This window comes from Streptomyces sp. NPDC058279 (assembly GCF_042881255.1).
Taxonomy (GTDB): domain Bacteria; phylum Actinomycetota; class Actinomycetes; order Streptomycetales; family Streptomycetaceae; genus Streptomyces.
Window position 1 is genome coordinate 970,115 of the sequence record NZ_JBHVYA010000001.1, and the last position, 14,221, is coordinate 984,335.

12 protein-coding genes, 1 rRNA gene and 1 riboswitch are annotated in these 14,221 nt (G+C 69.9%); of the genes, 1 reads left to right on the forward strand and 12 read right to left on the reverse strand.

Features of this window, described 5'->3' with window-relative positions; genetic code table 11:
• Window positions 1-83: 83 nt before the first annotated feature.
• A complete protein-coding gene (gcvP, locus tag ACFVXJ_RS04690) occupies window positions 84-2,969 on the reverse strand; it encodes an aminomethyl-transferring glycine dehydrogenase (RefSeq protein ID WP_389658486.1) in 2,886 nt (961 codons plus the stop codon).
• Between the two features lie 198 nt (window positions 2,970-3,167).
• Window positions 3,168-3,266: riboswitch (glycine riboswitch) on the reverse strand.
• Between the two features lie 118 nt (window positions 3,267-3,384).
• Here gcvP and ACFVXJ_RS04695 point away from each other — a divergent pair.
• Window positions 3,385-3,771, forward strand: coding sequence for a PRC-barrel domain-containing protein (locus ACFVXJ_RS04695; protein WP_389658489.1), 387 nt, complete (start codon window positions 3,385-3,387; stop codon window positions 3,769-3,771).
• Here the strand turns inward: ACFVXJ_RS04695 and ACFVXJ_RS04700 are convergent.
• The 11 genes from ACFVXJ_RS04700 to rrf all read right to left on the reverse strand — a co-directional run bounded on the left by ACFVXJ_RS04700 (window position 3,768) and on the right by rrf (window position 14,086).
• Window positions 3,768-5,222, reverse strand: coding sequence for a DNA polymerase IV (locus tag ACFVXJ_RS04700; RefSeq protein ID WP_389658492.1), 1,455 nt, complete (start codon window positions 5,220-5,222; stop codon window positions 3,768-3,770). The two genes, ACFVXJ_RS04695 and ACFVXJ_RS04700, sit on opposite strands and share 4 nt — an antisense overlap.
• Before the next feature lie 62 nt (window positions 5,223-5,284).
• Window positions 5,285-5,902 carry a MerR family transcriptional regulator gene (locus ACFVXJ_RS04705; protein ID WP_389658646.1) on the reverse strand — a complete coding sequence of 206 codons (618 nt, stop codon included), beginning with the start codon at window positions 5,900-5,902 and terminating at the stop codon, window positions 5,285-5,287.
• A 201-nt stretch (window positions 5,903-6,103) separates the two neighbouring features.
• Window positions 6,104-6,577 carry a bifunctional nuclease family protein gene (locus ACFVXJ_RS04710; RefSeq protein ID WP_007262890.1) on the reverse strand — a complete coding sequence of 158 codons (474 nt, stop codon included), beginning with the start codon at window positions 6,575-6,577 and terminating at the stop codon, window positions 6,104-6,106.
• A gap of 52 nt (window positions 6,578-6,629) precedes the next feature.
• Entirely contained in the window at window positions 6,630-7,400 is a 771-nt protein-coding gene (locus ACFVXJ_RS04715; RefSeq protein ID WP_389658496.1) for a MerR family transcriptional regulator, read from the reverse strand.
• Window positions 7,401-7,467: 67 nt separating this feature from the next.
• Complete coding sequence (locus tag ACFVXJ_RS04720; RefSeq protein ID WP_389658649.1) at window positions 7,468-8,403, reverse strand: FHA domain-containing protein; 936 nt, start codon at window positions 8,401-8,403, stop codon at window positions 7,468-7,470.
• A gap of 82 nt (window positions 8,404-8,485) precedes the next feature.
• Entirely contained in the window at window positions 8,486-9,298 is an 813-nt protein-coding gene (locus ACFVXJ_RS04725; protein ID WP_389658499.1) for a DUF881 domain-containing protein, read from the reverse strand.
• A gap of 5 nt (window positions 9,299-9,303) precedes the next feature.
• Window positions 9,304-9,636, reverse strand: a complete 333-nt coding sequence (locus ACFVXJ_RS04730; RefSeq protein ID WP_030158423.1) for a small basic family protein — start codon at window positions 9,634-9,636, stop codon at window positions 9,304-9,306.
• Window positions 9,633-10,538 carry a DUF881 domain-containing protein gene (locus ACFVXJ_RS04735; protein WP_389658502.1) on the reverse strand — a complete coding sequence of 302 codons (906 nt, stop codon included), beginning with the start codon at window positions 10,536-10,538 and terminating at the stop codon, window positions 9,633-9,635. Before ACFVXJ_RS04735 ends, ACFVXJ_RS04730 begins: the two co-directional genes overlap by 4 nt.
• A gap of 106 nt (window positions 10,539-10,644) precedes the next feature.
• Window positions 10,645-13,140, reverse strand: a complete 2,496-nt coding sequence (locus ACFVXJ_RS04740) for a sugar phosphate nucleotidyltransferase (RefSeq protein ID WP_389658505.1) — start codon at window positions 13,138-13,140, stop codon at window positions 10,645-10,647.
• Window positions 13,141-13,239: 99 nt separating this feature from the next.
• A complete protein-coding gene (locus tag ACFVXJ_RS04745) occupies window positions 13,240-13,830 on the reverse strand; it encodes a CDP-alcohol phosphatidyltransferase family protein (protein ID WP_361315184.1) in 591 nt (196 codons plus the stop codon).
• Window positions 13,831-13,969: 139 nt separating this feature from the next.
• Window positions 13,970-14,086 (reverse strand): 5S ribosomal RNA (rrf, locus tag ACFVXJ_RS04750).
• Window positions 14,087-14,221 lie beyond the last annotated feature (135 nt).

Genomic DNA, 14,221 nt, shown 5'->3' on the forward strand with positions numbered 1-14,221 from the left:
CAAGGGCCGGTCCCGGAGCACGCGCTCCGGGACCGGCCCCTTGTGCCGTCATCCGTCATCCGTCATCCGACCACGGAGACGGCTCAGGCGTCGTACTCGTCCAGCGGCGGGCAGGAGCACACCAGGTTCCGGTCGCCGAAGGCCCCGTCGATCCGGCGCACCGGCGGCCAGTACTTCTCGGCGGCGGTGACCCCGCCCGGGAAGACGGCCTCGTCACGGCTGTACGGGTGGTTCCACTCGCCGCCCAGCGCCGCCGCGGTGTGCGGGGAGTTGGCCAGCGGGTTGTCGTCCACCGGCCACTCGCCGCCCGCGACCCGCTCGATCTCGCCGCGGATGGCGATCATCGCGTCGCAGAACCGGTCGATCTCGGCGAGGTCCTCGGACTCCGTCGGCTCGATCATCAGCGTGCCGGCCACCGGGAAGGACATCGTCGGCGCGTGGAAGCCGTAGTCGATCAGGCGCTTGGCGATGTCGTCCACGCTCACGCCCGTCGCCTTCGACAGCGGACGCAGGTCGATGATGCACTCGTGCGCGACCAGGTTGCCCGGGCCCGTGTAGAGCACCGGGTAGTGCGGCTCCAGGCGCTTGGCGATGTAGTTCGCGCCGAGCACCGCCACCTGGGTGGCGCGCTTGAGACCCTCGCCGCCCATCAGGCGGACGTAGGACCAGGAGATCGGCAGGATGCCCGCCGAGCCCCAGGGCGCCGCCGAGATCGGGCCGACGCCCGTCTCGGGGCCGGCGGTCGGCTGGAGCGGGTGGTTGGGCAGGTACGGGGCGAGGTGCGCCCGGACACCGACCGGGCCGACGCCCGGACCGCCGCCGCCGTGCGGGATGCAGAAGGTCTTGTGCAGGTTCAGGTGCGAGACGTCACCGCCGAAGTGGCCCGGCTTGGCCAGACCCACCAGGGCGTTGAGGTTGGCGCCGTCCACGTAGACCTGGCCGCCCGCCTCGTGCACCTGGGCGCAGATGTCGGCGACGTGCTCCTCGAACACACCGTGCGTCGAGGGGTAGGTGATCATCAGGACGGCGAGTTCGTCGCGGTACTGCTCGATCTTGGCGCGCAGGTCGTCCGCGTCCACCTCGCCGTCGTCGGCGGTCTTGACGACGACGACCTTCATGCCGGCCATCACGGCGCTGGCGGCGTTCGTGCCGTGCGCGGAGGACGGGATGAGACAGATGGTGCGTCGGTCGTCACCGTTCGCGCGGTGGTAGGCGCGGACGGCCAGCAGGCCCGCGAGCTCGCCCTGGGAACCGGCGTTCGGCTGGATCGAGACCTTGTCGTAGCCGGTGACCTCGCAGAGTCGTTCCTCCAGCTCGGTGATGAGCGTGAGGTAACCCTCCGCCTGCTCCACCGGGGCGAACGGGTGCATCTGGCCGAACTCGGGCCAGGTGACCGGCTCCATCTCGGTGGTCGCGTTGAGCTTCATCGTGCAGGAACCCAGCGGGATCATGCCGCGGTCCAGCGCGTAGTCCTTGTCCGCGAGCTTGCGCAGGTAGCGCAGCATGGCGGTCTCGCTGCGGTGCTGGTGGAACACCGGGTGGGTCAGGTAGGCGTCCGAGCGCAGCAGGCCCTCGGGCAGCGTGTCCTCGGTGGTGGCGTCGAGGGCCTCGATGTCGGCGGTGACGCCGAAGGCGCCCCAGACGGCCTCGATGTCGGCGCGCAGCGTGGTCTCGTCGCAGGAGACGGAGACGAGGTCGTCGTCCACCCGGTAGAGGTTGACCCCGCCCTCGCGGGCGGCGGCCACGACCTCGGCGGCGCGCCCGGGGACCCGGGCGGTGACGGTGTCGAAGTAGGCGCCGTGCACGACCTCCACCCCGCCGGCCGTCAGGCCCGCGGCGAGCAGGGCGGCGTAGCGGTGGGTGCGGCGGGCGATCGTGCGCAGGCCGTCCGGACCGTGGTAGACGGCGTACATTCCGGCCATGACGGCGAGCAGCACCTGCGCGGTGCAGATGTTGCTGGTGGCCTTCTCGCGGCGGATGTGCTGTTCGCGCGTCTGCAGCGCGAGGCGGTACGCCTTGTTGCCGTCCGCGTCGACGGAGACGCCCACCAGCCGGCCGGGCAGCGAACGGGCGTGCTTGGCCTGGACGGCCATGTAGCCGGCGTGCGGTCCGCCGAAGCCCATCGGGACACCGAAGCGCTGCGTGGTGCCGACGGCGATGTCGGCGCCCAGCTCGCCCGGGGAGGTCAGCAGGGTCAGCGCGAGCAGGTCGGCGGAGACGGTGACGATGGCACCGAGCTCGTGCGCCCGGTCGATGACCGGCTTGATCTCCCGCACGGCACCGGACGCGCCGGGGTACTGGAGCAGCACGCCGAAGACACCGCGCTCGGCGATCTCGGCCGGGATGCCCTCGGACAGGTCCGCGACGACGACCTCGACCCCGATCGGCTCGGCGCGGGTCTCGATCACGGCGATGGTCTGGGGCAGCGCGTCGGCGTCGATCAGGAAGACGCCGCCCTTGACCTTGCCGACGCGGCGGGCCAGGGACATGGCTTCGGCGGCCGCGGTGCCCTCGTCGAGCAGGGAGGCGCCGGAGGTCGGCAGACCGGTCAGGTCGGCGACGACGGTCTGGAAGTTCAGGAGCGCCTCCAACCGGCCCTGCGAGATCTCCGGCTGGTACGGGGTGTAGGCCGTGTACCAGGCCGGGTTCTCCATGACGTTGCGCAGGATCACCGGCGGCGTGAAGGTGCCGTGGTAACCGAGACCGATCATGGAGGTGAGGACCTGGTTGCGGTCGGCGAGCGAGCGCAGCTCGGCCAGCACCTCGGCCTCGGTCCGTGCCTCGGGCAGGTTCAGCGCGGCCGCGGTCTTGATCACATCCGGTACCGCGGCGGCGGTCAGTTCGTCCAGGGAGCCGTAGCCCACCTGGGCGAGCATCTTGGCCTGCGCCTCGGCATCCGGGCCGATGTGGCGCTGCTCGAAGGGGATGCCTCGCTCCAGCTGAGAGAGCGGAATGCGGTTGGCGGTCATGTACGGAGGCCTCCTGGTCGTACGACCTGCGAGGGGCACCACGGCGCGGGCACCCGGACGGCCTCCCCCTCTGTCATCTCAACCTGAGAGCTTCACCGGAGTCGCGGGAACGGGCCCACGAGATCCGGCTTTCACCGTCGGTGAGGAGGGGAACCGGCACTGCGCGCCCGGTACCCGCCCCTGCTTTCCAGAGTGGCCTCGTCACGTGCGGTACGTATGCCTGAGAGATTCCGGGGAGGATTTGCTCCTTCGGCGCCTCCGTCATGCTCACTCGGAGGACTCTCCCGCACAGGGTCAACAGCCGTCACCCAGCCTACCAGCGAGGATCTGGAAGCTCCCTCGAGTGGCCCCCTGCGCGGATATGCCCTTCTGTAGTCATTACGGAGGAGTTGCGACCACTTGGAGGGACCGGACCGTGCAGCCCGACATCGATCCCCGCAGTCTCATCGGCCGCAAGGCGTTCGACCGCAATGGCGCGAAGATCGGCACCGTGGACGAGGTCTACCTCGACGATGCCACCGGCGTACCGGAATGGGCGGCCGTCCGCACCGGCCTGTTCAGTCGGGACGCCTTCGTCCCACTGGAGCCCAGTGAGGTGGTCGACGACACCCTCCGGGTGCCCTTCGAACGCTCCCTGATCAAGGACGCCCCGGACTTCGGCGTCGGCCGCCACCTCTCCCCGGAACAGGAACTCCAGCTCTACCACCACTACGGGCTGGACGTGACGCTCCCCGCGGACTTCCACCACCCCCCGCCCGCGCAACAGCCCCGGGACTTCGGCAGCCTGGCCGGCGAAGGCTAGGGAGCGTCCGACACCCCCTGGTCCGAGCCCGGCTCCTCCTCCCCCACGAGCGGAAGCGGATCGGACGGCTCCAGCTCGGGGTCGTCCAGCCGGAAGGTCCGTACGCGCCCGGGCGCCGATCCGGGCCGTTCGAAGCGCACGGTCACCCGGCCCACCCCGCTGCCCTGGACCCAACCCGGGCCGTAGACCGCGTGCCGGACGTCACTGCCGGCCGGCCAACGGCGCTCGGCGGCCGGCTCCGGCGCCCGCCCGTCCCCGGTGGCCGGTACGGGTGCCACGGCCGGACCGGCCTCCCCACCCGGCAAACGCGCCCCGTCCGGCCCATCGGGCTCCCCCGTCCCCGCCGCGCCGGGGTCAGGGCCCTCACCCGTCGCCGGCGCGTCGGCCTGCGCGAACAGGTCCTCCTGCGTGTAGTCCGCGAGCCCAGTCACCCCGACGCCCAGCAGCCGCACCCCACCCGTGGTGTCCACGGACTCCAGCAGCCGGGCGGCCGCCTCCCGCACCACCACCGGGTCGTCGGTCGGGCCCCGCAGCGTCTCCGAGCGGGTCAGCGTCGAGAAGTCGTAGCGGCGCACCTTCAGCACGATGGTGCGTCCGGAGTGTCCCGAGCCGCGCAGCCGCCCCACGCAGCGGTCGGCGAGCCGCTGCACCTCGTACCGGATCCGCACCCGGTCGTGCAGGTCCACGTCGAAGGTGTCCTCCACGGACACGGACTTCGCGTCCCGCTCGGCGACCACCGGTCGGTCGTCCAGGCCCAGCGCCATCCGGTACAGCCCCGCACCGTGCGCCCGGCCCATCATGCGCACCAGCTCGTCCTCACCCGCCTCGGCCAGGTCCCCCACCGTGGTGATCCCGGCCCGCCGCAGGTGCTCCCCGGTGGCCGGTCCCACGCCCGGCAGGGTGCGTACCGACATCGGCGCGAGCAGTTCGCGCTCCGTGCCCGGCTCGATCACCAGCAGCCCGGCCGGTTTGGCCTCCTCCGAGGCGATCTTGGCCAGCATCTTCGACCCGGCCAGGCCCACCGAGCCGCTGAGCCCGGTGGCGGCCAGGATGTCGGCGCGCAAGCGCTCCCCCGCGGCCCGGGCCGTCGCCGAGTCGAAGGCGACCCCGCCCGCCTCCAGGTCCACGAACGCCTCGTCGAGGCTGAGCGGCTCCACCAACGGCGACAGGCCCCGCAACAGCGCCATGACGGTGTCGCTGACCATCCGGTACAGGGTGAAGCGCGGGATCAGGTAGGCGCCGTTCGGGCACAGCCGCCTGGCCTGCGCCGTCGGCATCGCCGAATGCACCCCGAAGCGCCTGGCCTCGTAGGAGGCGGTGGCGACGACCCCGCGGGGCCCGAGACCCCCGACGATGACCGGCTTTCCGCGCAGGCTCGGCTTCGACGCCTGCTCCACGGCGGCGTAGAAGGCGTCCATGTCCAGGTGGAGGATGGTCGGCGCGGATCTCACGGCTCCGATGCTCCCCTACGCCACTGACAACGCCGCCCCGGGCCCCGGCGGCGCGTGGCGCGTCAGACGGCCCGATTGCGGCGCGCGGCCAGTTCGTCCCTCGGGTTGTGGCCCACCAGCGTCTCGCCGGTGTCCACGCGTTCCCCGTGCAGTTGCGACAGGGCGTTCTCCACGTCGCGCCAGACCACGCCCACCGCGATGCCGAAGACGCCCTGACCGCCTTGGAGCAGGCTCACGACCTGGTCCGGCGAGGTGCACTCGTACACGGTGGCGCCGTCGCTCATCAGCGTCATGCGCTCCAGGTCCGCGAAACCGCGGTCGCGCAGGTGCTGCACCGTGGTGCGGATGTTCTGCAGCGCCACCCCGGTGTCCAGGAAGCGCTTCACGATCTTGAGGACCACCACGTCGCGGAAGCTGTAGAGCCGCTGCGTGCCCGAGCCGTAGGCGGGACGCACACTCGGCTCCACCAGACCCGTCCGCGCCCAGTAGTCGAGCTGCCGGTAGGTGATGCCGGCGGCGGCGCACGCCGTCGGCCCCCGGTAGCCCACCTGCTCGGGCGCCGGTCCCTCGCCACCCGGTGCGGCCGGCGCCGGTTCCGGCTGGCGGCGCGCACCGCCCGCCGCACCGCCGTGCAGCGGGTACGGGCCACCGTCACTCCGTGCGGGGATGCCCCCGGTCATGCCGTCGCCCGTGATGCTCACGCCGACCCTCCGTCCTCGACCTGCCCCCTCGAAGGTAGGCAGTCACCAGGGGTGCGTCAACGATCGCCACACTCGGCACGCCGAGTGATAATCACCCTGAGAGTGGTTTCCCGTGCCCCTTATCGGGGAAAGGCTGACCGAATGGGCTGAATGTCCCTGGTGAGGCGGCTTGTCCGCCCGTCACTGCGGGCCGGTGCCGAAGTCCTCGGGCGAGATCTGGTCGAGGAACTCGCGGAACTTCTCCACCTCGTCCTCCTGCTCGTCCGGAATGGCGATGCCGGCGTCGTCCAGCACTCCGTCACTGCCGTAGATCGGCGTCCCCGTCCGCAGGGCCAGCGCTATGGCGTCGGAAGGCCGCGCGCTCACCTCGACCCCGCTCGCGAAGACGAGCTCCGCGTAGAAGACGCCCTCCCGCAGATCCGTGATCCGGACCTCGGTGAGCTCCTCACCGACCGCCTCCAGCACGTCCTTGAACAGGTCGTGCGTCAGCGGCCGGGCAGGGGCCATCCCCTGCTGCGCGAAGGCAATGGCGGTCGCCTCCCCAGGACCGATCCAGATGGGGAGGTACCGATCGCCTCCCACTTCACGCAGGAGCACGATCGGTTGGTTCGAGGGCATTTCCACCCGGACACCCACAACGTCGAGCTCGTTCACACAGCAACCCTAGGACGTGCCCGACCGGTTTGGGTAGTCGGGCTCTTTCCGGTCAACGCAGACGGACCCCGAGAGCGGTCTGCACGAGCGCCTCGTGCAGCCGTACGGAGAGTCCCGCCAGCTCTTTCATGGTGGCCTCGGCATGGGCCCTGGTCTGCGGGTTGCGGTGCCGGCGCAAGGGGGAGACGACCTGCTCCACCAGTCCGGCCTCGCGGTCCGCCGCCGCTTTCATCGCGCGCAGGTGCCTGGGCTCCAGTCCGAAACGGCCGAGATCCGCGATCAGCCGGGCCACGGTGACCGCCTCGGCCTCGAACCCGCCGTCCGGCGCCTCGCCCAGCAGGCCGTACGACTCCCACTCGGCCAGTTGCCCCTCGTCCACCTCCGCGGCGGCGAGCAGCTCCGCCCGACCCACCCGGGCCGCCGGCGGCCGCTCCCGGCCCACTTCACCGTAGACGGCCGCCGGACCGCCGGCGGGCGCGCCCTCGGGGTCACGGGGCGCCGTGGGGGCCGGGATACGGATCTGCTCACCGCGGTCGAGCGCGTCGAGCTGCTCCCGGATGACCTTCAGCGGCAGGTAGTGGTCGCGCTGGAGGCGCAGGATCCGGCCCAGCCGCTCGACGTCGTCGGCGCTGAACTTGCGGTATCCGGAGGGTGTGCGTCTGGGCTCGACCAGACCCTCCGCCTCCAGGAAGCGGATCTTGGAGATCGTGACGTCGGGGAACTCGTCGCGCAGCGTGGTCAGCACCGTGCCGATGCTCATCAGCCGCCCGGCGGTCCCGGCGGTGCCGTTCTTCGCGGCACCGCCGGTCGTGGTACGCAGCATGGGACCTTCCCTGTTGGGTCCCCTGGGGGCACCCTGCGGCGGTGGGCCGCAGGGTGTCCGGGGGAGGTCAGATGCCTCGCAGGCTCGCGTAGAAGACCAGCCGGTACTTGCCGATCTGCACCTCGTCGCCGTTGTGCAGGGCGACCGAGTCGATCGGCTCACGGTTGACGTACGTGCCGTTGAGACTGCCCACGTCGGAGACGGTGAACCCGCCCTCCTGGCTCCTGCGGAACTCGACGTGCCGCCGGGAGACGGTGACGTCGTCCAGGAAGATGTCGCTCTGCGGGTGCCGGCCCGCCGTGGTCAGTTCGCCGTCCAACAGGAAGCGGCTGCCGGAGTTGGGGCCGCGCCGCACGATGAGCAGCGCGGAACCCGGAGGCAGGGCTTCCACCGCGGCCTGGGCCTCGGGGGAAAGCGAGGACGACACGTGCCCCGCCGCCTCGGCCTCGTAAGCCTCCAGGCCCGAGATCGAGATGGTGGACGTGGTCTCCGAGGCACGCTCCGGCGTCAGACCCGCCCGCAGCGGCGCCCCACAGTTGGAGCAGAACCGGCTCGCCGCATCGCTGCGGTGCCCGCACCTGCCGCAAACCTGCTCGGCCGACATGGACGGCTCCTCGCGCCGCGGCTGCCCCGCGGAGGCATTGGTGGCATACGGGTCGGAGGCAAACCCTCCACCCGCACTTGAGGTTGATGGGTCACCGAAACCTATGCGTCCGGAACCGGCAGGGTCAACAGCCGACGCGCCCGAAGCGCCCGGAATGTCACCTCCGCCCGCGACCTCGTCCCGGAAGAGGGGCCGGTCGCCCTGGGCTTCCGCGTCTCCATGCCCCGCGCGGTGCCGTGCACCGCTTTCCTCACGGTTCTTCTTGCCGAACAACTTCTCAAACAACTTCACGGGCGATTCCCCTTGACCGAAACAGACCCGCCCGTGGGGCAGGACGAACTCCGCATGCACACACCTGCCGACCCGGACATTCTCACAACGTCCGTAACCACCAGACAGTTTCCACCACGCACCGCGACTTCGACGCGTCGACCCCCCGCAGGCATCCGCCCACGTGAGCCGCTCCACATCCCGCCGCGCTTCACGACGATGACGACCGAGCGTAGTCAGGCTGCTTCGCAGCCCGCAAGGCGTCCACAACGATCTTCGCCGACCGTGTGACGGCGACCGTGGCCTGCTCCTTCTCCAGCGTCTGCACCACACCCCCGGGAATGTTGAGCGCGGGCTCCAAGTCCTGGGGCTTGCCGATCACCCTGAACTCGTAGGGCTGTGTGATCTTCTTACCGTCGATCCCGACCCCGCCGCCCTCGTCCGAGAAGAACGAGCTCGCCACGACCCGCACGCCGTTGATCTGGATCGCCTCGGCGCCGGCCGCCCGCAGCTCCTGGAGGGTGTCCAGCAGCTGGTCGGACTCCACCTGGCCCTTGGGGTCGGTGATCCGCAGCGTGATGCCCGGGCCCTGTGCGGCCACCGTACCGGCCAGAATGCCCAGTTGGCGCTCCTTCTCCACGGTCTGCTTGCGCGCCTCCTCCGCCTGGTTGGAGCTGCTCTCCAGCTCCTTGCGCTGGTCCTCCAGCTTCTGCTTCTCGTCCTCCAGCCGCTTGGTACGCCCGTCCAGCTCGTCGAGGATCCGTACGAGGTCCTCCTGGCGGGCTCCGCGCAGCGGGGCACTGGCGTCGCTGTTGGACCGGACCTGGATGGCCAGGCCCAGCCCCAGCACGAACAACAGCAGCGCGACGACCAGTTGCGCCCGGCTCAGCCGCGGCGGCCACAGACCGGCGGCCAGCCTGCGGCGGCCGCTCTGCTCCGGGGCCCCGGCCGCTGCCGGCGTCCCTTCTCCAAGAGGCTTCTCCGGAACGTTCGGTTCCTCGGGAGGGGTGTCATTCGTATTCATCGGCCTCACGCCCGGAACACGTGCCGGCGGATGGCCGCCGCGTTGGAGAAGATGCGGATGCCGAGCACGACGACCACACCGGTCGACAGCTGCGAGCCGACGCCCAGCTTGTCCCCGAGGAAGACGATCAGCGCGGCCACCACCACGTTCGACAGGAACGACACCACGAACACCTTGTCCACGAAGATGCCGTCCAGCATCGCGCGCAGACCGCCGAAGACCGCGTCCAGCGCGGCCACCACGGCGATCGGCAGATAAGGCTCCACCACGGCCGGCACTTCGGGCCGGACCAGAAGTCCGACCACCACTCCGGCCACGAGGCCCAGTACCGCGATCACGATGCACCCTTCTTCTGCTGTTCTGCTGTGGCAGTGCGTACGGTCAGGCTCGACGCGGCCTGGAGCCGGAGGTCCTCCACCGAGGACAGGGCGGAGCGGATCCCGTAGCTCTCCTGGAGGACGTGCAGGTACTGGCCGCCCTCCGAGTCCTGGAACCGGGTGCCCAGCCGCTTGGGGTCGCCGACGGCGAGGACCTCGTACGGGGGCACCAGCGGCCGGTTGTCGACCAGTATCGCGTCACCGGCGGCCCGGATCGCGGACAGCGCCGTCAGTCGCTGCCCGTTGATCGAGATCGCCTCGGCCCCCGACTGCCACAATCCGTTGACGATCTTCTGCATGTCACGGTCCCGCAGCCGCCCGGTGTCCGAGAACCCCTTGCTCTCGCGCGGGCCGCCGCCACCGCCCGACGAGGAGCCCTTGGCGTCGTCCACCACCAGCTTCACACCGGGCCCCCGCACGTCGGTGGCGCCGGACAGCAGGGCCACGGGACCGCCCTGGTCCCCGCCGACCTGCTTGAGCGCGGCCTGCTGGCGATCGGCGACCTCGGTGCGCAACCGCTCGATGTCACTCTCCAGCCCGTCCGCGTGGGCGTTGGCCCGGTCCACGCGGTCGATGAGCTCCTGACGCTCCTTGGCGAGCACCGGCGCCGCCACCCTCGCCTGGGCGGCACCCAGAGTGACCACCATCGCCGCGAGCACGAGCCCGCCCGCGAGCGCCAGCTTGGCCTTGAGCGTGCGCGGAAGCCCGGCGGTGCCCTCCGCCTCGCGCCGCGCCGATGCCTCCGCATAGCCCTCGTCGAGGCTGTGGTCCATCACGTGCGTCAGCAGCGACATGGAAGCGTCCGGGCGCGCGGGCCGTGTGACCGAACTCCGGTTGTGGTGCGGCTGCGACATGCCGCTCATCGTCGCATGAGGGCCCCGCCGACACCGAATGCGCCGTCCGGCGGCCAGACAGGGAGGCTCTCCCACCCGGCCGCCGGACGGCGCTCACGCCCGCCGCGGCACGCCGTCAGTGTTCGCCGGCGTCCACCACCGCGGCCCACTCGTCCAGCAGCGCCTGCGCGGACGCGTCGTCCGGACCCTCGGCCCACAGGTGCGTGACGGCCTCCGCCGGGTCCGGCAGCACCAGCGCCCACCGGCCGTCGGCCTCGACCACGCGCACCCCGTCCGTCGTGTCCACCTGCCGGTCGCCGGCCGCCTCCACGACCCGCCGCATGACGAGCCCCTTCACCGCCCATGGCGTCGGCACGTCCCGCTTGAGCACGTGCGCCCGCGGAATCCGGGCGTCGATCTGGCTCAGCGTGAGCTGGGTGCGCGCCACCAGCCCGATCAGCTGCACGAACGCCGCCGAGCCGTCGAACACACTGCTGAACTCGGGAACGATGAAACCGCCGCGGCCGTCACCACCGAAGATGGTGCTTTCCGCCCGGCCCACTCGGGTCAGGTCGTCCGGAGAGGTCGTCGTCCATTCCACCTGGGTGCCGTGGTACGCCGCCACCTGCTCGGCGACCCGGGTGGTGGTCACGGGCAGCGCCACCTTGCCGCTGCGCTTCTCGGCGGCGACGAGGTCGAGCAGCACCAGCAGCGCCCGGTCGTCCTCGATGATCCGCCCGCGCTCGTCCACCAGCGAGATCCGCTCGCCCACCGGGTCGAAACGCACGCCGAAGGCCGCCCGCGAGGACGCCACGATCTCGCCCAGCCGTACGAGGCCGGCGCGCCGGGATTCCCTGGTCTCCGTCGGGCGGGATTCGTCGAGCCCCGGATTGACGGTGAGGGCGTCCACCCCGAGCCGGCCCAGCAGGCTGGGCAGGACGAGGCCCGCGCTGCCGTTGGAGGCGTCCACGACCACCTTGAGCCCGGAGTCGGCGACCCCGGTGATGTCCACGCGCCGGAGCAGCGAACCCGTGTAGGCGTCGAAGACGCTACCCGGGAACTGCAGGTCGCCGATCTCGCCCGGGAACGCGCGCCGGTACTCCTGGCGGGCGTACACGCGGTCCAGCTTGCGCTGCTGCTGGAGGGAGAGGTCGGCGCCGCGCTCGTCGAGGAACATGATGTCCACCGAGTCCGGCACCCCGGGGGAGGTGCGCAGCACGATGCCGCCGGCGCTGCCTCTCGCGGTCTGCTGCCGCGCGACGGGCAGCGGTACGTTCTCCAGGTCGCGCACGTTGATCGCGCTGGCCTGGAGCGCCGAGATCACCGCCCGCTTGAGCGCTCGCGCACCACGGGAGTGGTCACGGGCCGTGGTGACCGTGGCCCCCTTCTTCAGGGTCGTCGCGTAGGCACCGGCCAGCCGCACCACCAGTTCCGGGGTGATCTCGACGTTCAGGATGCCGGTGACGCCCCGGGCGCCGAACAGATGGGCCTGACCGCGCGACTCCCAGATGACGGAGGTGTTGACGAAGGCACCGGCCTCGATCGTCTTGAAGGGGTAGACGCGTACGTTCCCCTGGACGATCGATTCCTCACCGACGAGGCACTCGTCGCCGATGACGGCGCCGTCCTCGATCCGGGCGGACCGCATGATGTCGGTGTTCTTGCCGATCACGCAGCCGCGCAGGTTGCTGTGGGGACCGATGTACACGTTGTCGTGCACCACTGCCTTGTGGAGGAAGGCCCCGCTCTTGACGACGACGTTCGATCCGACGACCGTGTGCTCGCGGATCTCGACGCCGGCCTCGACCTTGGCGTAGTCACCGATGTACAGCGGCCCGCGCAGCACGGCGTCGGGGCTCACCTCGGCGCCTTCGGCGATCCACACACCGGGCGAGATCTCGAAGCCGTCCATGTCGACCTGGACCTTGCCTTCGAGCACGTCGGCCTGGGCCTTGACGTAGCTCTCGTGCGTGCCGACGTCCTCCCAGTAGCCCTCGGCGACGTAGCCGTAGATCGGCCGGCCTTCCTTCATCAGCTGGGGGAAGACATCACCGGACCAGTCGACGGAGACGTCCGCGTCGACATAGTCGAAGATTTCCGGCTCCATCACGTAGATGCCGGTGTTGATGGTGTCCGAGAAGACCTGGCCCCACGTCGGCTTCTCCAGGAAGCGCTCGACCTTGCCCTCCTCGTCCACGATGGTGATACCGAATTCCAGCGGATTCGGTACCCGAGTCAGACAGACGGTGACGAGGCCGCCCTTCTCCTTGTGGAAGCGGATCAGATCGGTGAGGTCGAAGTCCGTGAGCGCGTCGCCGGAGATGACGAGGAAGGTGTCGTCCTTCAGTGCGTCTTCGGCGTTCTTGACGCTGCCGGCGGTCCCGAGTGGCTTCTCCTCGTTGGCATAGGTGAGCTCCATCCCGAGCTCCTCGCCGTCACCGAAGTAGTTCTTGACGAGCGACGCCAGGAACTGAACAGTCACAACGGTCTCATTGAGCCCATGCCGCTTGAGCAGCCTGAGCACGTGCTCCATGATCGGCCGGTTGGCCACCGGCAGGAGCGGCTTGGGCATGCTCGAGGTCATGGGGCGAAGACGGGTGCCTTCGCCACCGGCCATCACGACGGCCTTCATGTCGGAAGAGTCCTCCTTGAGAGATGACGGTCAAGCCGACCTCACCCGTCTCGGACGGTGACTCCGCAACTCCTCCGCGTGTACCGGCGTCGAGCAAGCTCAATCGGCCGTGGCATCCGCCTTGACCAGCCGGCGGACTTGGACCACGTAAAGGATTCCTGCCCACCAATAGAGGGTTGTACCCCATCCGGCGAACGCCCATCCGAAAACTGACGCCATCCAGGCCAACGAACCGTCGCCGTCACTCAGCAACAGCAAGGGGAACGCGTACATCAGGTTGAAGGTCGCGGCCTTGCCGAGGAAGTTGACCTGCGGCGGCGGATAGCCGTGCCGGCGCAGGATCCACACCATGACCAGCAGCATCAGCTCGCGGGCGATCAGCGCCGCGGTGAGCCAGAGCGGCAGAATCCCGCGCCAGGTGAGGCCGAAGAGAGTCGTCAGGATGTACAGCCGGTCGGCGGCCGGGTCCAGCAGCCGACCGAGATTGCTGATCTGATTCCAGCGCCGTGCGAGTTTCCCGTCGAGGTAATCGCTGATCCCGCTGAGCATGAGGACGAGAAGTGCCCATCCGTCGTGCTTCGCCAAGATCAGCCAGAGGAACAGAGGCACGCCGACGAGGCGAGCCATGCTCAGGATGTTCGGAATGGTGAAAATTCGGTCGGTCTGAACCCGAGTCTCCTGGACCTCCACCCGGGGGCCTCCACTGTGACGGTAGAACTAGTCGAACGATGCACACTGACCCTACAGGAGACCCCGAGGGGACCTGAACGCAGAAAAGCCCCGCACCGAACCCGATAACGGGCTGGTGCGGGGCTTTCCCACAATGATTGTTCGGCGGCGTCCTACTCTCCCACAGGGTCCCCCCTGCAGTACCATCGGCGCTGAAAGGCTTAGCTTCCGGGTTCGGAATGTAACCGGGCGTTTCCCTAACGCTATGACCACCGAAACACTATGAAGATATCAACCGGATGACAACACGGTCGTTACTTCAGAACTAACACAGTGGACGCGAGCAACTGAGGACAAGCCCTCGGCCTATTAGTACCAGTCAGCTCCACCCGTTACCGGGCTTCCACATCTG

Coding starts and splice junctions, on each gene's coding strand:
- gcvP (WP_389658486.1), bottom strand. CDS start 2,969: ATGACCGCCAACCGCATTCCGCTCTCTCAGCTGGAGCGAGGCATCCCC.
- ACFVXJ_RS04705 (WP_389658646.1), bottom strand. CDS start 5,902: ATGACCGGGGGCATCCCCGCACGGAGTGACGGTGGCCCGTACCCGCTG.
- ACFVXJ_RS04715 (WP_389658496.1), bottom strand. CDS start 7,400: ATGCTGCGTACCACGACCGGCGGTGCCGCGAAGAACGGCACCGCCGGG.
- ACFVXJ_RS04725 (WP_389658499.1), bottom strand. CDS start 9,298: ATGAATACGAATGACACCCCTCCCGAGGAACCGAACGTTCCGGAGAAG.
- ACFVXJ_RS04735 (WP_389658502.1), bottom strand. CDS start 10,538: ATGAGCGGCATGTCGCAGCCGCACCACAACCGGAGTTCGGTCACACGG.
- ACFVXJ_RS04740 (WP_389658505.1), bottom strand. CDS start 13,140: ATGAAGGCCGTCGTGATGGCCGGTGGCGAAGGCACCCGTCTTCGCCCC.